The organism is Paenibacillus sp. J22FR83 (assembly GCF_059691955.1).
Map to the genome: position 1 here is coordinate 1 of NZ_JCAUAM010000007.1, position 20512 is coordinate 20512.

Below are 20512 nucleotides of genomic sequence, written 5' to 3' on the forward strand. Positions count from 1 at the left end.
TCGGCTACGCATCGTCGCCTTGGTGAGCCGTTACCTCACCAACTAGCTAATGCGCCGCAGGCCCATCTTCAAGCCACAGATTGCTCCGTGTTTTATGATTCTCTCATGCGAGAGTACCAGTTATCCGGTCTTAGCTATCGTTTCCGATAGTTATCCCAGTCTTAAAGGCAGGTTGCCTACGTGTTACTCACCCGTCCGCCGCTAGCTTATCCCGAAGGATAAACCCGCTCGACTTGCATGTATTAGGCACGCCGCCAGCGTTCGTCCTGAGCCAGGATCAAACTCTCCATAATAGAAAAGCTGACTTGCTCATTTTGATGCTAGCGAGATTAATAATCTCATTTATGGTTGATTGCTCAACCGATTTGCTTACTCACTCGTTGTTCAGTTTTCAAAGATCAATGTTTTCCCTACTAATCCTTCGCCCCTCAAAGGCGACTTGATCAATATACCACATCGGCCTATTCAAGTGCAAGAACTTTTTTTAATTTCTTTTGTTCTTTTGTTCGACCGCCGAAGCGACAAGGAGTAATATAACAAATACCCGGTAGGATTGCAAGCTTTATTTGCAATTAATTTTGGATTTACTAACTTGCATTTTCTTATGTAGTAAAAAGCCTCACTCTCAAGGAGAGTAAGGCTAACTATCTCATTTTAGATATGGCCGATTACATCTTGTATGAACAGATTCCTCTCAACAGTTAAGTTAACAATTGTACCATTGATATTAACCCACGGTCTTGTAGGATGTGAACGGTCAGAGAACACGATTTCGCCTACACGGTTATCGCTTAGTTTGACTAGCGTCCCGTTACTAATTTGTGTGGACTTGTTCATAAAGACTTGGACAAGTGTTGGATCAACTTTACCAAATGATTCGTTCAATAACTGCTCTAATACTACGTAAGGTGATAGCGCAGATTTGTAATAGCGTTCATTCGTCATCGCATTATAGATGTCAGCGATGGCAACAATTTTGGCGTAGATATGAATCTTGTCAGACTTTACGCCGAGTGGATAGCCTGAACCATCTTCTCTTTCATGATGCTGAAGGGCTGTTAGTTTCACGCCTTCATTGATGCCTGACATATTCTTAAGAATTTGATAACCAATCAATGTATGATGTCTTATCTCTTCCATTTCTGCAGCAGTTAAAGGACTCTTCTTCTCCAAAAGTGTGCGATCTACTTTGCTGGTACCAATATCGTGAAGTAGACCTGCCATAGCGATTTGAAGTAAATCCTTCTGCGGAAGACCTGCCCATCTTGCTAACGAATACGAGGCTAAGCTCACTAGAATACTTTTATGATAAATATACTCATGTAGATTCCGATTCTTAGGTGTGAATGTGAGAACTTTGTAAGCATCAATGTGCCGAATTAGCGTTTCGAGGCCTGTACGAATTTCTAAGATAGGAAGCTGCTGTCCGCCATTAGCAAGAAGGAATACTCGCTTAAGCAGTTTAACCATATTTTGATATTCAGAATAAAAAGGATGAACAGCCTCAACGTCATTCACTTTGGGTTCTTCACTCTCTTGTTCTAGTTCATTGCTATTCTTAGACTCAATGTTAACGGAAGGAATGAGAAATGCTTTCAGAATTTCAAGTTCTCTTTCCTGAATAACTCTTCCTTTATGAAAAAGTGTATTTCCCATCTTAGTTGTAACGTTATCGCCTAATCTTTCACCATATTTTATTTGTGAAACGGCTACTGTCGGCACGATCATTCACTCACCTTACTATTTCATATACTTCATATTGTAAAGTAAAAAGGATGGGTTTGTAAGCCCCCATCCCTACATTTTACTATAATCAATTTACACCGATAGCAGTTATTTATTCCTCTGACTCTGTCGCTTCTGCTGACTCTTCCCAGTCGCCGTCTTCCTCAGACTCGTTCTGTTCTTCACTCTTCTGAACGCGAGCCAACGTTCCTACTTCATCATCTTCACGTATGTTAATCAGACGGACACCTTGCGTATTGCGTCCCATGACAGAAATGCCGTCCATGCTTGTACGAATAACTGTACCGGATGCTGAAATAATCATCAGATCTTCATCTTCTTGCACCACTTTGAGACCAACAATCGGACCGTTCTTCTCCGTGACATTCAAAGTTTTGATACCTTTACCGCCACGTGTTTGAATGCGATACTCAGAAACAGGCGTCCGCTTACCGAAACCTTTGGACGTTACAATAAGTACACTATTATCTTCATGAACAACGTCCATATCGATGACAGCATCCTCATCATCCAGATGAATACCTTTTACTCCCGTAGCGGATCTGCCCATTGAACGCACATCGCTCTCTGGGAAGTGAATGGACATCCCTAGCTTGGTCCCCATGATAATCCCTTGGTTACCGTCCGTCAGCTTAACCCCAATGAGATCATCATCTTCCCGTAAGTTAATGGCGATTAGACCGCCCTTACGAATATTCGAATAATCATCAATTGGCGTTTTCTTCACAACCCCTTGTTTCGTTGCAAAGAAAAGATATTGTTCTGTTTCAAAGCTCTCCACAGGAATTACCGCATTAACGGTTTCTCCTTGTTCGATTTGAATCAGGTTAATAATTGGTGTCCCACGAGCTGTACGACTCAAATCTGGAATCTCGTAAGCTTTTAAGCGATAAACTTTCCCTTTATTCGTGAAGAACATCAGATAATGATGGGTATTCGTTACGAACAAATGTTCGACAAAGTCATTATCTTTCGTATCCATACCTACAACACCGCGACCGCCGCGCTTCTGGTTCCGATAGGTCGTAACCGGTAGGCGCTTAATGTAGCCCGTGTGTGTAATGGTAATAACGACATCTTCACGTGGAATTAAGTCTTCATCTTCAATGCTTTCTTCACCGACTGTAATCTCCGAACGTCGCTCGTCGCCGAACTTCTCTTTGATTTCATTCAGCTCTTCACTGATAATCGCCAAAATAAGCTTCTCATCGGCAAGTATGGCTTTCAGTTCAGCAATTCGCTTCATAAGTTCAGCATACTCAGCTTCTATTTTCTCACGTTCCAAACCAGTCAGACGCTGTAAGCGCATATCCAAAATCGCTTGCGCTTGATCTAGACTCAGACTGAATGTCGACATGAGTCCTTCTCTAGCTTCGTCGGTTGTTCTAGAAGCACGAATGAGAGCGATGACTTGATCCAGATGATCTAGTGCAATGCGCAAACCTTCTAAGATATGTGCTCTAGCTTCCGCTTTGCGTAAGTCATACTCAGTTCTACGGCGAATGACTTCTTGTTGATGCTTGAGGTAGTAATGCAGCATCTCACGCAGATTCAGAACTCTTGGTTCTCCGTTCACGAGTGCGAGCATAATAATACCGAAATTCGATTGCATCGCTGTTTGTTTGAACAAGTTGTTCAACACAACGTTCGGGTTCACATCGCGTCGAAGTTCAATTACTACGCGCATACCGTTACGGTCGGATTCATCTCGCAGATCGGTAATTCCATCAATTTTTTTCTCACGTACAAGCTCAGCAATCTTCTCTACTAATCTTGCTTTATTTACTTGATACGGGAGCTCATTCACGATAATTCTAGCTTTATTGTTGTTTTCTTCAATAACCGTTCTTGCACGCATCGTAACGGAGCCTCTACCTGTGGAGTAGGCTTGTCTGATTCCTTCACGTCCAAGAATAAATCCAGCGGTTGGGAAATCCGGCCCTTTAATGGCTGTCATTAACTCCATTGGTGTAACGTCCGGATTCTCGATCATCATCTGAATTCCCTCGATAACCTCTCTCAGGTTATGTGGTGGAATATTTGTTGCCATACCAACGGCAATCCCTGAACTTCCGTTAACGAGCAAGTTAGGAAAACGAGACGGAAGAACAACAGGCTCTTGTTCTTCTCCGTCGTAGTTTGGCGCATAATCAATGGTCTCTTTATTGATATCACGAAGAAGTTCCATCGCGATCTTGGACAAACGTGCTTCCGTATAACGCATAGCTGCTGCCATGTCACCATCGATGGATCCGAAGTTACCATGACCATCAACAAGCATATAACGAAGCGAGAAATCCTGTGCCATCCGAACCATCGTTTCGTACACGGCCGTATCACCATGCGGATGATACTTACCGATAACTTCACCAACGATTCTCGCTGATTTCTTATATGGCTTATCTGGGGACATACCCAGCTCAGACATCGCAAACAAGATACGACGATGAACCGGCTTTAGACCGTCTCTAACATCTGGCAGTGCGCGACTGACAATGATACTCATCGCATAGTCTAAGAAGGATGTACGCATTTCGGTCGAAATGTCAATTTCTTTGACTTGCGAATGTAATTCTTCGCTCATGAATGTTCCTCCTGAAAGCTTACATCGTTGGCAACGTCAAGAACTGACGTTAGATATCTAAATTTTTCACGTATTTTGCATGTTCTTCGATAAAATCACGTCTAGGCTCTACATTATCGCCCATCAATGAATCAAAAAGTGTATCTGCTTCAATCGCATCTTCGATTGTCACCTGCAAGAATGTCCGGCTTTCTGGATCCATGGTTGTTTCCCATAATTGCTCCGGGTTCATCTCCCCTAGTCCTTTATACCTTTGGACGTTGACTTTGACGCCTTCGCCAAACTCTTGCATAATGGCTTCCCGTTGCTTCTCGTTATAGGCATAACGAACGGTTTTATTGCGTTCTAGCTTAAAGAGCGGTGGCTGTGCGATATAAACATAGCCAGACTCGATGAGCTTTTTCATGTATCGGTAGAAGAAGGTGAGCAGCAATGTCCGAATATGCGCACCATCCACGTCGGCATCGGTCATAATAATGATTTTGTGATAACGCGCTTTAGCAATATCGAAATCATCGCTGATTCCTGTACCGAAAGCCGTAATCATCGCACGAATTTCCGTATTGGATAAAATGCGGTCTAAGCGCGCTTTTTCAACATTTAGAATTTTACCACGCAGAGGCAGAATCGCTTGGAAGTGTCGGTCACGACCTTGCTTAGCTGAACCACCTGCAGAGTCACCTTCTACAATGTAAATCTCACTGATCGAAGCGTCTTTGGAAGAGCAATCTGCTAGTTTACCTGGCAGGGCACTGACTTCAAGGGCACTCTTACGGCGAGTCAATTCTCTAGCTTTACGCGCAGCTTCTCTTGCTCTAGCTGCTTGGATACCTTTTTCAAGGATCTTACGAGCAACAGCTGGGTTCTCCTCTAGGAATTCTTGCAATTTCTCTGCGAAAAGTGATTCCACAATACCGCGAACTTCACTGTTACCTAGTTTCGTCTTCGTTTGACCCTCGAACTGCGGCTCTGGAATTTTCACAGAAATAATCGCAGCGAGACCCTCGCGCACATCATCCCCAGAAAGATTCGAATCGCTTTCTTTGATCGAATTATTTTTACGAGCATAGTCATTCAGGATCCGCGTCAGCGCGCTTTTGAAGCCTGATTCGTGCGTTCCACCCTCGTGTGTATTGATATTATTAGCAAAGGAGTAAATGTTCTCGGTATAGCTATCGTTATACTGGAGAGCAATTTCGATCGAAATGTTATCCTTAGCGCCTTCTACATAGATCGGAACTTCATTGACAACTTCACGATTGCGATTTAAATGCTGCACAAAGGACATAATACCGCCTTCGTACCTATGGGTTGCTACCGTATCTGTACGCTCATCAATTAGATTAATCTCGATGCCTTTATTCAAGAAAGCAAGCTCTCGTATTCTAGATTGAAGTGTATCAAAATCGTATTCAACCGTTTCTTTAAAAATCTCAGGATCCGGTTGGAACGTAACCGTGGTGCCCGTTTCTTCGGTTTCACCTACGACCTTAACATCATATTGCGGCGTTCCGCGGCGGTATTCTTGTTGATGAATTTGGCCTTTATTCTTTACTTGCACCGTTAAGTGCTCAGACAGTGCATTAACTACGGAAATACCTACACCGTGCAAACCACCTGATACTTTGTAACCGGAATCCTCGCCACCGAATTTACCACCTGCGTGGAGCACGGTAAGTACAACTTCAAGTGTCGGTCTTTTCAGCTTGGCATTTTCTCCAACTGGAATACCACGCCCATTATCAATAACAGTAACACTATTATTTTTATGGACAATAACGTCAATTTTTGTACAAAATCCGGCCAAAGCTTCGTCGATACTATTATCTACAACTTCCCAAACGAGATGGTGCAGTCCTCGGGCACTAGTAGAACCAATATACATACCCGGTCTTTTGCGAACGGCTTCTAAACCTTCCAGAACCTGAATCTGACTGTCATCGTACGCATTTTGATTCACAGACATGCTACTCTTCACCTGCTTTTTTATATTAAAAGAAGTTAATTCGTCAATAACTGGTTGGCTCTTTTCTTGAGCGTGGTTGAGGAAATGGGGGAATAGTAGACTTTACTTTTGGTAACGACTAGCGATTTGCAATCTTCCTCACCAATTTGCTCTGTTCTTTTATCCTTTACTGCTTGCCCAATGAACTGCTTTGATATTTTGGATGATTTCTCAATCGAAATATCAAATATAGCAATTAATTCAGACGCTCTAATAATTTTCTCTCCACCCAAATGAATAAACATGCTCCTCAGCTCCTGCCGCTTACATTTCCTTTCAAAACATGAAACACGGAAGCATGATCCAGTTGATCCAAATGAACACTCTCTAGACCTGTTGTCGTAATAAACGTTTGGACTTTCTGCTGAAACGTGCGTATTAACTGTGTCTGTCTATATTCATCCAGCTCCGATAGGACATCATCTAGCAATAGCAGCGGATATTCGCCTACTTCCTCATGAATGAGCTCAATTTCTGCTAGCTTGAGTGATAGCGCGGTTGTACGCTGCTGCCCTTGGGAACCGTACGTTTGGACTTCTTTATCGTTTATGTAAAAGAGAAGATCGTCACGATGAGGGCCTACTAAAGTTACGCCTCTTCGGAATTCCTGATCTTTCACCAAAGATAACTTTATCATAAATTGGTTTAATAAAACAGATTCATCTTCAAATGGCTCCATGTCAAAAGAAGGGGAGTAACGGATGACTAACGATTCACTATCGTTGGTTATTCCTCTGTGGATGTTCTCCGCCCATTTTTGAAGCTTCTTTATGAAGTTTTGACGCTTTTTCATAATTTTAACACCATACTGTGCTAATTGTTCATTCCAAATGTCCAACATGGCGTCAGGCGTGCTTTTTCCAGGGTAATTCTGCTTTAAATAATTGTTCCGTTGCACCAATATTTTCTGATACTGGGATAAGTCATGAATATAGGATGGCTGAACTTGACCGATTTCCATATCAAGAAAACGTCGTCTTATACCAGGCGTCCCTTTGACGATCTCTAAATCCTCAGGCGCAAACATAACAACGTTCAGTGCTCCAATAAAATTACTAAGTTTTTTTTGCTCAAGACCATTAATCTTCGCTTTTTTCCCCTTGGAAGAGATGGAGAGATCCAGTTTACAACTTCCGTACAATTTCTGAATCTCAGCATGCAGCAGCGTTTGTTCACCATTCCAACCAATCAGCTCTTTATCCTGGTGTGTTCGATGCGATTTGGTCATGGCCATCACATAGATAGATTCCAATAAATTCGTTTTACCTTGCGCATTGGGCCCGACGAAAATATTCACGTTATTCGATGTTGTCAATTCAACATGATCGTAATTTCTATAGTGACTGAGTATGAGTTTATTCAGAAACATGGCCGATCATCCCCCTGTGTTCCGATCAGGAGCCTATGACCTCGAATTGTCCAAAACCTTCTACCTTAACGATATCCTGCGGCACAAGTTTCCGACCTCTGCGATTTTCAGCTTGCCCGTTCACTTCAATTTTGGTTTCCACAACGAAAAATTTTGCTTGTCCACCTGTGGATATGCAGTCTGACAATTTCAGAAACTGCCCCAGCGTGATATATGCAGTGTTGATAACTATTTGTTTCATCGGAGCGCTCCCTTAATTCGTTGTTCGGTATGGCAATATTAACTGTAAAATACTCGTAGAATCTTGCGGTTTCATAATGATCGGCTGCATAGCTCCCGTGAATCCAATTTGGATAAACTCGGAGTCGAGTACTTTAAGTGCATCCAACATATATTTGGAGTTAAACGAAATCTTAAGTAAATCACCTACGATATGCTGCAGGGCTATTTGTTCGGTTACTTTGCCAAGTTCGGAGGAGCTGGATGAGATTTCGATGGTTTTATCTTCTAGCATCATCATCTTAACAATATTGGTTTTGTCCTCTTTGGAAAGAAGGTACGCACGATCGATCGCTTCGGCCAATTCCTTCGTTGGAACAACCATTTCGGTTTGGAACGATTGTGGAATGAGCTTAGACGTATCGGGGTAAGTGCCATCTAAAATACGCGAATAAAATAAAATCGATTGAATTTTGAATAAAACTTGGTTGTCCGCAATAACTATATCTATAAGGGTGTTTTGATCAGGTAAAATTTTGCTTAATTCATTCAGCGTACGTCCTGAAATCACGATATTAGGCAGGTTTTGTGCTTGCTCATTATCAACAGTGACTTCTCTACTTGCCAGGCGATGTCGATCGCATGCGATAAATTTCAATTTATCACCCGAAATGTTCCAAAGAACCCCTGTAAGAATAGGTGTTGATTCATTCGTTGAAACCGCATACGACGTTTGTTTAATCATGGTTTTAAGCAAGTCGCTTGGAAGGCGAAGCATTTTGCTTTCTTCGATTTCAGGAAGCAGCGGATACTCGTCTGGATCTAATCCCATGATTTGAATCTCGGAAGAACCTGAACGAATGATCGTTTGGAAGTTTGCTTTTACCTCGATCTCAATAAGTTGTGCTGGCAGCTTACGGATAATTTCAACGAAAAATTTAGCGGGAAGTACAACACTCCCAGCTTGAATAAGTTCAATAATTTTAATTGTGCTGTTTTCACTTGCTGTAAAGCTTTGAATCGAAATGTCGGTATCACTAGCCGTCAGTGTAACACCGCTTAAGGTTGCATCTATTTTGATCCCTGTAAGAATGGGTATCGTCGTTCGAGAGGATATGGCTTTGGAAACGTGACCAATGGATTCAATTAAATGGTCTTTAAGGATAGTTAATTTCATGACTTCACTCCTGCAGTTCTTTTTTTACGATGCGTTAGCATAATCATTATATAATAACATTCTTTATTAGTAATAGCAGTAGGGGCACTGGATATGTGGATATGTGGATGAACCTTAGATAGAGCAAGCCTATCCACATGTGAATAGTTTGTGCATAGGCTTATGAAAAAAGCGATGTTATTAAGAGGGGTTTTTGATACGTTCCGTTAAGTTATGGACAATCTTATATAATTCTTGATCGACCTTGAGCTGTTGTACGATTTTCTCATGCGCATGTATGACGGTCGTATGATCGCGACCCCCAAAATTATCTCCGATTTTCGGCAATGAGAAGTCTGTGAGCTCCCTTGCAAGGTACATCGCTACCTGCCTCGGGAAAGCCACGGCTTTGGTGCGTTTACGCGCTTTGAAATCCTCGAGCTTTAAACCATAGAATTCTCCAACTCGCTGCTGAATATCCTGTATCGTAATGACTCTTGGTCGATTCGAAGGGATAATGTCTTTCAGCGCTTCAGCTGTTAAATGGACGCTAATATCTTGATTAATAAGGGAGGAGTAGGCGACTACACGTATTAATGCACCTTCTAACTCTCGAATGTTCGTATCAATCTGGTTTGCGATATAGATCATAGCTTCATTCGGAATCTCGAGATTCTCGGCTTTAGCCTTTTTGCGTAGAATCGCGATACGTGTTTCTAAATCTGGCGGTTGAATATCCGTAATAAGTCCCCATTCGAATCGTGACCGTAAGCGATCTTCCAGGGTTGGAATTTCTTTTGGCGGACGATCACTTGAGATAATAATTTGTTTTCCTTCTTCATGAAGCGCGTTAAATGTGTGGAAAAACTCTTCCTGCGTTCCTTCTTTCCCCGCAAGAAATTGAATATCATCGATGAGCAATACATCAATGGTTCGGTATTTGTTACGAAATCCTTCCCCGCGATTATCACGGACGGCATTGATAAATTCATTCGTAAACTTTTCGGAAGATATATATAGAACCCGAGAACCTGGGTTATGTTCGAGTACATAGTGTCCGATCGCGTGCATGAGATGAGTTTTACCTAGTCCAACGCCCCCATATAAGAAAAGGGGATTATACGCTTTTGCCGGCGCTTCAGCTACTGCAAGGGATGCAGCGTGAGCAAATCGGTTACCAGATCCGATGACGAAAGTATCAAATGTGTACCTGGCGTTCATCATACTTGTAAAGTTTTCTTCACCAGCAACAATCGCTGGACCTTTGGGGGGAATGACAACCGGTTGAACAGCTTGCAACGATTGCGATTTCTGTTCTTCGGTCTCGATGACGAATTTAACGGATACATGCTTTCCCGTAAAATCATAGATCGTTCCTTCGATTAGCTTCGTGTATCTACTCTCTAGCCACTCCTGCGCAAAATTATTAGGTGCACAAATAATGACTGTCGAATCGTTGAATACAGTGGCCTTCGTCGATTTGAGCCAAGTGTCGAAACTTGGTTTACTGAGTTTGGTTTGAATAATCGTTAAGATTTGTTGCCAAAGGTCCGTAGAATGGCCTTCCACAGTACTTCACTCCTTTTGAATCAAACATGTGGCATAGGCCAAGGAATACATGGTTATGATTTATGGATAAAACGTGAAAGAAACAATTCACGTAGGGATCTCGAAGAATTGGTAGTTAGCATATAGTGTACCCAAATATCGTCTAAAAGAATCTAGCGTCGGAGGGGTCAGAAAAGGATGACTTTTGTCGGTTTTATCCACATTACTAAGGATCCGATGAAATGACTTATTCTTGTAGAGGGAAGTTTGTGCACATTGTTATCCACAGGTTGTTGATAACTTAGAGGATTAGTGCTGTATATCCACAGCAGAAACATTACTATCTTAACAAAAGATACCTTGTTAATCAACGGATTGTTTCGCATTATCCACAATAACAACAAGTTGTGGGTAGAAATTGTTCACAACACAAGATATTGTTGATATTATGTTGATTTTCGACAAAGTTAGTTCTTTCTCGTCAAAACTTTATACACAGCTTATTCTTTTGACCGTTGCTGAGGTGATCCGCACTCCAAATACTGCACACTTGGGTAGGTTGACTTTCTTCTGTGAAAATGATTTAATGAGTAGTAGAAATTTTGTAGGATGGATATCCTCAGCCAGGTAGGGAGGTGCTATAGATGGGTCCAACATTTAACCCGAATACGAGAAAGCGTAAGAAGAACCATGGTTTCCGTAAAAGAATGAGCACGAAGAACGGTCGTAAAGTTCTACAAGCTCGTCGTCTTAAAGGAAGAAAAGTTCTTAGCGCGTAAGAAGAGGCTCCGAAAGGGGCTTTTTTTTTTGCATATTGCTGTACGGTTTACATTGAACTGGTTTTGTTAAAACTAGATTAGATATGTAGTGTTCTTTCAACTAATGAATGTGATCTGTCTGGAGTGTACATGGCTGTGGAGAAACAATATCGGTTAGCAAAAAGAGAAGACTTTAGTAAGGTGTATCGCTATGGGAAATCGATGGCCAATCAGCAGTTTGTTCTATATTATTTGGCGCAGCCTAAAGCAGAAGATTTTCGGTTCGGGGTTTCCGTTTCCAAAAAGATTGGGAATGCGGTTGTACGTAATCGTTTGAGGCGAATGATGAAGGAAATTATTCGTTTGAAAAAAGAACATATGACACCTCAGTACGACTATATTTTGCTGGCTAGAAAACCGGTTGTTGATATGGCTTATGCGGACATGGAGAAGAGTATCTGGCATGTCATTCGTAAAGCTTCTTTATATAAAAAAAATGACGCTATGAAAAAGTAATGCAATATTTCCTTGCGGACTGAAGATGTGTTATAGTTTATCTTGGAAAAGACATTTAGGAGGATCTCATTTTGACTCGTCGAATTTATATGCTAGTAGCACTTTCTTCGGTGATTTTACTTTTGTCCGGATGTAGCCCGTCAAACGCAGCATCTGCGCCAATCGATCTAAACACGGCTAATTTTTTTACGAAGTACTTTACGTACCCGCTTTCACAAACGCTTGACTGGTTCGCCGATCATCTATGGGGTCAATATGGATTATCCATTTTGGTTGTTACATTGATTATTCGATTGATTATTTTGCCGCTTACGCTTAAGCAATACAAAAGCTCCAAACGGATGCAGGATCTGCAGCCTGAAATGAAGAAGCTTAAAGAGAAATATAAAGATGATGCAAAAAAACAACAAGAAGAGACGATGAAGCTATTTCAACAGAATGGTGTTAATCCGTTAGCTGGTTGTTTTCCAATCATCGTGCAAATGCCAATTCTAATTGCTCTTTACCAAGCGATTATGCGTAACCAAGAGATCCATGAGCACACGTTCCTATGGTTGAATCTCGGTAAACCGGATCACTTATATATCCTACCTTTGATTGCCGCGGCTACGACGTTCATTCAACAAATGTTTATGTCTTCCCAAATGAATCAACAAATGAAGAGCTTAATGTACATTTTCCCGGTCATGATTTTCGTTATGTCCATGAATTTTGCATCGGCACTTCCGTTATACTGGATTTACGGTAACATTTTCACAATCGTTCAGTCTTATTTCATCTATGGTGCTCCTGGTTCACAAAAAAAGCCTGGATCTCAAAATAATAAGGGTGGCCTGTCGAAATGAAGAAAATCGTGGTGACTGGAAAGACAATTGAGCTAGCAGTTAAGTCTGGTCTAGATCAATGGCAAGTTTCGGAGGATCGTGTACATATTCATATTTTGGAACAGCCCTCACGAGGGTTGTTCGGGTTTATTGGATCCAGAGTTGCGAAGGTTGAGCTCGAATTGATACCCGATCCACTTGAGGAAGCGATAGCTTTCTTACAAGATATGTTCGAAGCGATGCAAATTTCCATCACCATAGATACACATAAAGATCGTGAAGGCTATATCTTGAACATGAGTGGCTCGGAATTAGGTATTTTGATCGGAAAAAGAGGACAAACACTCGATGCGCTTCAGTATTTAGTTAATATTGTTGGTAATCGTTATGCGAATTCTCATTTCCGCATCATCTTAGATGCGGAGAATTTCCGTGATCGACGGAAGAAGACGTTGGAAGAGCTGGCGTTAAGGCTGGCTAATCGCGTGATCAAGTCGAAAAAAGAAGTTATTTTGGAGCCGATGAATTCGCAGGAACGTAAGATTATTCATGCTGAATTACAAGGGCATCCCGTTATCAAAACATACAGTAAAGGCGAGGAACCGAATCGTCGGGTTGTCATCGCTGTTAAATAACACAGATCGCAATGACTTGGTTCATATGTCATTGCTTTTTCTTTAGAATGAGGTAAATTCGAGGTGCAAATACTATGTTAAATGATACGATTGCTGCTATTTCTACACCGCTGGGTGAGGGTGGGATAGCGGTTATTCGTGTGAGCGGCGAGGAATCAGTCACATACGTTGAACGTATTTTCCGCTCCAAAACGAAATTATCTGTTGCTGACACGCATACGGTACATTATGGATTCATTATAGAACCTGCTTCCGCCGAAAAGGTAGAGGAGGTTCTAGTTACGTTAATGAAAGCCCCACGATCCTTCACCATGGAGGATGTTGTTGAAATTAGTTGTCACGGAGGCATTGTCTCCGTTAAGAAAGTACTTGATTTACTGCTAGTACAAGGGGTTCGCTTAGCAGAACCCGGTGAGTTTACTAAGCGCGCTTTCTTGAATGGTCGTATTGACTTAACACAAGCAGAAGCGGTTATTGACTTAATTCGAGCAAAATCGGATCGAGCTTTTAAGGTAGCTTTGAAGCAGGTGGAAGGCAATTTATCCAAACAGATAAAGCATTTGCGTTATATTTTGGTGGAGTTGATGGCTCATGTTGAGGTCAATATTGACTACCCTGAACATGATGTAGAGGAAATGACGAATGCTTTCATTAAGACGAAGTGTGATACGGTCATGTTGGAGATTGATCGTTTATTGGTGACCGCAGAACAAGGTAAGATATTGCGTGAAGGCATTGAGACGGCAATTGTCGGCAAACCTAATGTTGGGAAGTCTTCCTTGTTAAATGAATTAGCTCAAGAGAATCGAGCCATTGTTACGGATATCCCAGGTACAACACGAGATGTTATCGAGGAGTTTGTTAATATTGGTGGCATTCCGTTGAAGCTGCTGGATACAGCGGGAATTCGTGAAACTTCGGATATTGTCGAACAAATTGGTGTGGAACGTTCAAAGACTGCGTTAGCAGAAGCCGATCTCATTCTACTGGTGTTGAATAGTAACGATGAGCTGCAGCTCGACGAGATTGCATTAATGAAGCAGTTGGCTGATAAGCAAACCATCGTTATTCTGAATAAGATTGATTTGGAACGCAAACTAGATGTAGAACAGGTGCTTAGCTATTTCGCGCAAGAACGTATTGTGGAACTTTCCCTGGTTGAGAATAAAGGAATTGAGGATTTGGAAAAAGCGATCGCAGCGATTTTCTTTGAAGGAAAGCTCGAATCCAGTGATTTAACCTATGTGAGTAATGTTCGCCATATTTCTTTGTTGAAGCAAGCCAAGCGTTCTTTGCAGGATGCCTTGGATGCGAATGAGCAATATGTGCCGATTGATATGATTCAAATTGATATCCGAGCTGCTTGGGAGCAGTTGGGGGAGATTATCGGTGATTCTGTAGGTGAATCCCTAATCGATCAAATTTTTACACAATTCTGCTTAGGAAAATGAAAATCGACAGCATTTTCATTTTCATAAAAGAGGGAGGGACGTTTCTATGGGATATCACGCAGGAGATTATGACGTTATCGTTATCGGTGCAGGCCATGCAGGTTGTGAGGCCGCGTTAGCTTCGGCTCGCATGGGTTGTAATACGTTGCTACTAACGATCAATTTAGATATGGTTGCTTTCATGCCTTGTAACCCATCCATCGGTGGTCCAGCGAAAGGACACGTTGTTCGGGAGATTGATGCGCTTGGTGGTGAGATGGGCCGCAACATTGATAAAACATACATTCAACTTCGTATGTTGAATACAGGCAAGGGTGCTGCTGTTCATGCACTGCGCGCGCAGGCCGATAAATTTTCGTATCAGCACAAAATGAAAGAAACAATCGAAGCAACACCTAATTTGACTTTACGTCAAGGGATGGCTGAAGAGTTGATCGTTGAGAATGGTGTTTGTAAAGGGCTTATCACCAAGACAGGTGCTGAGTATTATGCAAAGTCAGTTGTACTGACAACGGGTACGTATTTGCGGGGGAAAGTCATCATGGGCGAACTGATGTACGAGAGTGGGCCTAATAATCAACAACCATCCGTTAAATTATCCGAGTGTTTACGGAAGTTAGGGTTCGAACTTGTTCGGTTCAAAACAGGTACGCCTCCTCGTGTTCATAAAGATACGATTGATTTTAGTAAAACGGAAATTCAACCTGGTGACGAGCAACCGAAGTTCTTCTCTTTCGAAACGAAGTACGGTTCCAATCATAATGAGCAGCTTCCATGCTGGTTGACTTATACATCTGCCGAAACTCATCAGATTATTAATGACAATTTGCATCGTGCTCCGATGTTCTCTGGTGCGATTGAAGGGACGGGTCCTAGATATTGTCCTTCGATTGAAGATAAAATTGTACGTTTCAGCGATAAGCCGAAGCATCAAATTTTCTTAGAACCAGAAGGTCACAGTACGTCAGAGTATTATGTCCAAGGTCTATCTACGAGTATGCCGGAAGATGTACAGCTGGGCATTCTTCGTTCTATTCCTGGGTTGGAGAAAGTAGAAATGATGCGGACGGGCTATGCGATCGAGTATGACGCGGTAGTACCAACGCAATTGAAACCATCATTGGAAACGAAGCTTGTTAGTGGATTATTTACAGCTGGGCAAATTAATGGAACTTCTGGATATGAAGAGGCAGCCGGTCAAGGTGTAATGGCTGGTATTAATGCAGCGCGTAAAGTCCAAGAGAAGGAAGCCATTGTATTAGATCGTTCGGAAGGCTACATTGGCGTTCTTATCGATGATCTTGTAACGAAAGGTACGAGTGAGCCCTATCGCTTGCTTACTTCTCGCGCAGAGTATCGCTTGTTGCTTCGTCATGATAATGCTGATCTTCGTTTGACGCCTATTGGCCATGAAATTGGATTGATTTCTGAAGAGCGCTACGCAAGGTTTTTAAATAAAAAATCTTTAATCGAGCAAGAAATCGAACGTCTATCTGAAGTGAAGGTGAGGCCAGAGCCTCATGTTCAAGAATTACTACAAAGCTTGGAAAGTGTGGAGTTAACAAACTCAGTACCCGCGATTTCCTTATTGCGCCGTCCTGAGATTGAGTACAAACATATTGAACAGATGACTGTGTCTCCTTTTGACTTGGATGAAGATATGAAGGAACAAGTTGGCATTCAAGTTAAATATGCCGGATATATTGAAAAGCAAAGCAATCAGGTTGAGCGTCTACGCAAAATGGAAAAGAAAAAAATCCCGGATGATATTGAGTACAGTGAGATTCATGGGATTGCAACCGAAGCGAAACAAAAACTAGCCAAAATTCGCCCGATCTCAATTGGTCAAGCGTCACGAATCAGCGGGGTTACACCATCGGATATTTCGATCTTGCTTGTTTATCTCGAACATTACAATAGAGTCATAGCGGCTAGAGGTTAAAGATATGGATGCTATTCAGCAACAATTCATAGCGTTATTATCTCAAGAGAACATTACACTTTCTACGAGACAGCTAGAGCAGTTTGAACAGTACTACAAGACGCTCGTAGAGTGGAACGAAAAAATGAATTTAACTGGTATCACAGAGAGAGATCAAGTTTATCTGAAACATTTCTATGATTCTCTTTCTGTGGCGTTCAATTTCGATATGGGGAAGGTTAATACACTTGCTGATATCGGATCCGGAGCAGGATTTCCTAGCATACCTCTTAAAATTGCCTTTCCTCATCTTCAGGTTACTATTGTTGATTCATTGAATAAACGTATTTTATTCTTAAAAGAAATTGTTTCTCAACTCGGCTTAAGTGAGATGGATTGTGTTCACGGTAGAGCAGAGGATATTGCTAGATTACCTCGGTATCGTGACAGGTTTGATCTTGTAACAGCTAGAGCTGTTGCGAAACTGCAAGTACTTAATGAGTTCTGTCTTCCATTTGCTAAAAGTGGAGGTACTTTCATCGCGATGAAAGGTTCTGAAGTGGATGATGAGATTAAAGACTCATCTTTCAGTCTAGTAGAGCTACGGGGTAAAGTAACGAAGGTTTATCGGATGATTTTGCCTATTGAAGAATCGGTAAGACACTTTGTAGAAATTCAGAAAACAGCTGCTACGCCAGCGAAATATCCTAGAAAAGCGGGACTACCTTTAAAGGAACCTCTCTTCAAATAACACAAATGTTTCACGTGAAACATCTGGCAGCTTTCCTGTTATTAGAAGGAATTTGGCCTTCGATGGAGAATACTTATATAAGGTGAAAGCCATTCATTTACTGGCTTCGCCTTACCTTTTATTTGTGATGTTGTTGGATATGCGCAATTGATAGATTAAATTTACTAGAATCAGACAGCATGAATGACATCGTCTCGGAATGGCGAAAAGATCTTTTTACCTTGTACAGACGTTGTGTCCGTTTATTGTAACTGTACTGATCGCTTAAACTACGGGAAGAGTTGGTGGTAAGTTTTCCTATGAAAGAACAAATATCGAAGCTATTTGGCCTTGCAGATCGTTCGACGACGGATGAGGTCAAAAACATACCCGTAAATAGTATTATTCCAAGTCCCTATCAGCCAAGAACTTTATTCGATGATGATCGAATTGATGAACTATGTCAAACCATTCGAACGCATGGTATCATTCAACCCATTGTTGTTCGAGTCAAAAATAATACATTTGAATTGATCGCAGGCGAAAGACGTTTACGTGCTGTGAAAAAGCTAGGGCTTGATACAATACCAGCTATTGTTCGGGACTTTAATGATTCACAAGCGGCATCGATTGCCCTTATTGAAAATCTGCAGCGTGAAGGACTTACTGCGATTGAAGAGGCTGCAGCTTACCATCAATTGATAGAGATGCACGACCTTACCCAAGAGAGTCTTGCACAGCGTTTGGGAAAAAGTCAGTCTACCATTGCGAATAAGATCCGTTTATTGCAATTGTCCGAACCTGTTAAACTAGCTCTTATGGAACGCAAAATTACGGAACGTCATGCACGCGCTTTACTAGCTCTTGATCAAGAAGAGCAACAAGTAAAGTTACTAGAAGAGATCATTACGAAAGAATTAAACGTAAAGCAAACGGAAATTAAAATTAGCTTCTTGAAAGAAGCTGCTAAGCTGAAGAAGACGCGTCGTGTATCTTTTACCAAAGATGTAAGGCTTGCTTTGAATACGATCAGACAATCAGTAGAAATGGTCACGAGTTCGGGATTAAATATTGATAAGTCCGAACAAGATCATGAAGATCATTATGAAATTATAATTAAGATACCTAAGCGATAATTTAGGCATTCCTCTTACCTAAAAACGGCGCAAGCCGTTTTTTTTGCATGTAATGGCACGAATCTATCAAATATTCATAAGGTAACTGGTTGATAGATATGGTAAGATAGTACTACTGCTTGTTAAATAGCATTATGGAACATAAGCGATAGAGGTGAAATGGTTTTGTCTAAAATTATTGCAATAACGAATCAGAAGGGTGGCGTCGGCAAGACGACGACTTCTGTGAATCTAGGCGCTTCATTAGCTTCGCTTGGAAAACGCGTTCTTTTGGTTGATATTGACCCCCAAGGGAACACAACAAGTGGTATTGGTGTTAATAAAGCTGATGTTACAAATTGCATCTACGATGTCTTGATTAATGATGTGCATCCCAAAGATGCGACGTTTGATACGAATGTACCGAATCTCAAAATTGTTCCAGCGACGATTCAATTGGCTGGTGCAGAAATTGAATTGGTTCCAACCATTTCAAGAGAAGTTCGATTAAAGAAATCACTTCAACTTGTCAAACACTTATATGATTATATTTTGATAGATTGCCCTCCATCACTTGGCCTTTTAACGATCAACTCTTTAACTGCCGCGGATTCCGTCATCATTCCCATTCAATGTGAATACTACGCATTAGAAGGTTTAAGCCAACTTCTGAACACGGTGCGTTTGGTGCAAAAGCATTTAAATACAGGGCTTCAAATTGAAGGCGTACTATTGACGATGTTTGATGCAAGGACGAATCTTGGTATTCAGGTTATTGAAGAAGTTAAAAAGTATTTCCAAACAAAGGTCTATCAAACGATCATTCCTCGGAATGTACGTTTGAGTGAAGCGCCGAGTCATGGGCAATCCATTATCACGTATGATCCTAGATCAAAAGGCGCAGAAGTTTATTTAGAACTCGCTAAGGAAGTGATCTCGGTATGACCAAAGGCCTCTCTAAAGGTTTAGGTAAAGGATTAGACGCATTAATCACATCCTTGCATATTGATGAGAGCGATAAAGTCATTCAGATTCCACTGGCACAATTGAGAGCCAATCCCTATCAGCCTAGAAAGCATTTTAATGAAGATAGTATCAAGGAACTTTCAGAGTCGATCAAGGAGCATGGCGTTATTCAACCCATCATTGTTCGGAAAGTTCTTAAAGGCTACGAGATCATTGCAGGTGAGCGTCGTTTCCGTGCTTCGCAAGTTGCAGGAACGCCAACCATCCCTGCGGTTGAACGCATTCTTTCTGATCAGCAAGTGATGGAAATTGCATTGATTGAAAATGTGCAACGTGAGGATCTTAATGCACTTGAGATCGCTTTTGCATACCAAGGTATCATTGATCAGTTCTCTCTGACACAAGAAGAGCTTTCAGCGAAAGTTGGTAAGAGTAGATCGCATATCGCCAATTTCCTAAGATTGCTTACTCTTCCTGAATCGATTAAACAATATGTTTCACGTGGAACATTATCCATGGGACATGCGAGAGCAATTGTTGGTGTGAAGGACGATAAGGTTAAGAAAGAACTTGCAGAATCAACGATCTCTAAACAGTGGAGTGTAAGAGAGCTTGAAGAAGCAATTAAGATGCTTGAGGAGCCACCTGGTCCTGAGAAGGAAAAGGCAAAACAAAAAGAAAAGAATAGAGATCCGTATATTAATCAAGCAGAAGAGCAATTGCGAGACATTTATCGGACATCCGTGAAAATTAAGAGTCAGCAGGATAAAGGCAAGATCGAGTTGCTCTATTATTCAAAAGACGATCTCAACCGCCTGCTGGAATTGTTGCAAGGTAAAATCTCTTAGAAATTGCTAGCGTACCTATGGAGGCTGTCTGTTCATTAATTGTGAACGGACTGTCTCCTATGTTTTTATTTTGAACAGAAGGAACAAACTAAGATATGCTATCTTTTGACCAATATAATTG

At 41.5% G+C, this 20512-nt stretch carries 18 protein-coding genes and 1 rRNA gene; 10 read left to right on the forward strand and 9 right to left on the reverse strand.

The window, feature by feature from the left end; translation table 11 throughout:
* The 9 genes from AC58PV_RS13730 to dnaA all read right to left on the reverse strand — a co-directional run.
* Nucleotides 1–293 (reverse strand): 16S ribosomal RNA (locus AC58PV_RS13730); the annotation flags it as partial.
* 361 nt (nt 294–654) lie between these two features.
* A complete protein-coding gene (locus tag AC58PV_RS13735) occupies nt 655–1722 on the reverse strand; it encodes an HD-GYP domain-containing protein (RefSeq protein WP_497433101.1) in 1068 nt (355 codons plus the stop codon).
* A 115-nt stretch (nt 1723–1837) separates the two neighbouring features.
* Complete coding sequence (gyrA, locus tag AC58PV_RS13740; protein ID WP_497432808.1) at nt 1838–4330, reverse strand: DNA gyrase subunit A; 2493 nt, start codon at nt 4328–4330, stop codon at nt 1838–1840.
* Nucleotides 4331–4379: 49 nt separating this feature from the next.
* On the reverse strand, nt 4380–6296 hold the full coding sequence (gene gyrB, locus AC58PV_RS13745; RefSeq protein WP_497432809.1) for a DNA topoisomerase (ATP-hydrolyzing) subunit B: 1917 nt from the start codon (nt 6294–6296) through the stop codon (nt 4380–4382).
* A gap of 35 nt (nt 6297–6331) precedes the next feature.
* On the reverse strand, nt 6332–6580 hold the full coding sequence (remB, locus tag AC58PV_RS13750; protein ID WP_056622698.1) for an extracellular matrix regulator RemB: 249 nt from the start codon (nt 6578–6580) through the stop codon (nt 6332–6334).
* A gap of 5 nt (nt 6581–6585) precedes the next feature.
* The gene (recF, locus tag AC58PV_RS13755; protein WP_497432810.1) at nt 6586–7704 is read right to left on the reverse strand and encodes a DNA replication/repair protein RecF; all 1119 of its coding nucleotides are present in this window, start codon (nt 7702–7704) and stop codon (nt 6586–6588) included.
* A 25-nt stretch (nt 7705–7729) separates the two neighbouring features.
* Nucleotides 7730–7945, reverse strand: a complete 216-nt coding sequence (gene yaaA / locus AC58PV_RS13760) for a S4 domain-containing protein YaaA (protein WP_057314181.1) — start codon at nt 7943–7945, stop codon at nt 7730–7732.
* Nucleotides 7946–7957: 12 nt separating this feature from the next.
* Complete coding sequence (gene dnaN, locus AC58PV_RS13765; RefSeq protein ID WP_068667032.1) at nt 7958–9100, reverse strand: DNA polymerase III subunit beta; 1143 nt, start codon at nt 9098–9100, stop codon at nt 7958–7960.
* A 180-nt stretch (nt 9101–9280) separates the two neighbouring features.
* Complete coding sequence (dnaA, locus tag AC58PV_RS13770; RefSeq protein WP_497432811.1) at nt 9281–10648, reverse strand: chromosomal replication initiator protein DnaA; 1368 nt, start codon at nt 10646–10648, stop codon at nt 9281–9283.
* 623 nt (nt 10649–11271) lie between these two features.
* On the opposite strand from dnaA, the gene rpmH reads away from it, so the two are divergent.
* From rpmH to AC58PV_RS13820, 10 genes are all read left to right on the forward strand, one after another.
* The gene (gene rpmH, locus AC58PV_RS13775) at nt 11272–11406 is read left to right on the forward strand and encodes a 50S ribosomal protein L34 (RefSeq protein WP_028557239.1); all 135 of its coding nucleotides are present in this window, start codon (nt 11272–11274) and stop codon (nt 11404–11406) included.
* Between the two features lie 135 nt (nt 11407–11541).
* A complete protein-coding gene (rnpA, locus tag AC58PV_RS13780) occupies nt 11542–11901 on the forward strand; it encodes a ribonuclease P protein component (RefSeq protein WP_497433102.1) in 360 nt (119 codons plus the stop codon).
* A gap of 71 nt (nt 11902–11972) precedes the next feature.
* Entirely contained in the window at nt 11973–12746 is a 774-nt protein-coding gene (yidC, locus tag AC58PV_RS13785) for a membrane protein insertase YidC (protein ID WP_068667027.1), read from the forward strand.
* The gene (jag, locus tag AC58PV_RS13790; RefSeq protein ID WP_057314190.1) at nt 12743–13360 is read left to right on the forward strand and encodes an RNA-binding cell elongation regulator Jag/EloR; all 618 of its coding nucleotides are present in this window, start codon (nt 12743–12745) and stop codon (nt 13358–13360) included. The genes yidC and jag overlap by 4 nt, the downstream gene beginning before the upstream one ends.
* A 74-nt stretch (nt 13361–13434) precedes the next feature.
* Nucleotides 13435–14811: a tRNA uridine-5-carboxymethylaminomethyl(34) synthesis GTPase MnmE gene (gene mnmE, locus AC58PV_RS13795; RefSeq protein WP_497432812.1), complete on the forward strand. Its 1377-nt coding sequence runs from the start codon at nt 13435–13437 to the stop codon at nt 14809–14811.
* A 46-nt stretch (nt 14812–14857) separates the two neighbouring features.
* Nucleotides 14858–16753 carry a tRNA uridine-5-carboxymethylaminomethyl(34) synthesis enzyme MnmG gene (gene mnmG, locus AC58PV_RS13800; protein WP_497432813.1) on the forward strand — a complete coding sequence of 632 codons (1896 nt, stop codon included), beginning with the start codon at nt 14858–14860 and terminating at the stop codon, nt 16751–16753.
* Between the two features lie 4 nt (nt 16754–16757).
* Entirely contained in the window at nt 16758–17483 is a 726-nt protein-coding gene (gene rsmG / locus AC58PV_RS13805; protein ID WP_497432814.1) for a 16S rRNA (guanine(527)-N(7))-methyltransferase RsmG, read from the forward strand.
* 299 nt (nt 17484–17782) lie between these two features.
* Nucleotides 17783–18598: a nucleoid occlusion protein gene (gene noc, locus AC58PV_RS13810; protein ID WP_497432815.1), complete on the forward strand. Its 816-nt coding sequence runs from the start codon at nt 17783–17785 to the stop codon at nt 18596–18598.
* A gap of 165 nt (nt 18599–18763) precedes the next feature.
* Complete coding sequence (locus tag AC58PV_RS13815; protein WP_497432816.1) at nt 18764–19522, forward strand: ParA family protein; 759 nt, start codon at nt 18764–18766, stop codon at nt 19520–19522.
* The gene (locus AC58PV_RS13820; protein WP_497432817.1) at nt 19519–20391 is read left to right on the forward strand and encodes a ParB/RepB/Spo0J family partition protein; all 873 of its coding nucleotides are present in this window, start codon (nt 19519–19521) and stop codon (nt 20389–20391) included. Before AC58PV_RS13815 ends, AC58PV_RS13820 begins: the two co-directional genes overlap by 4 nt.
* Nucleotides 20392–20512 lie beyond the last annotated feature (121 nt).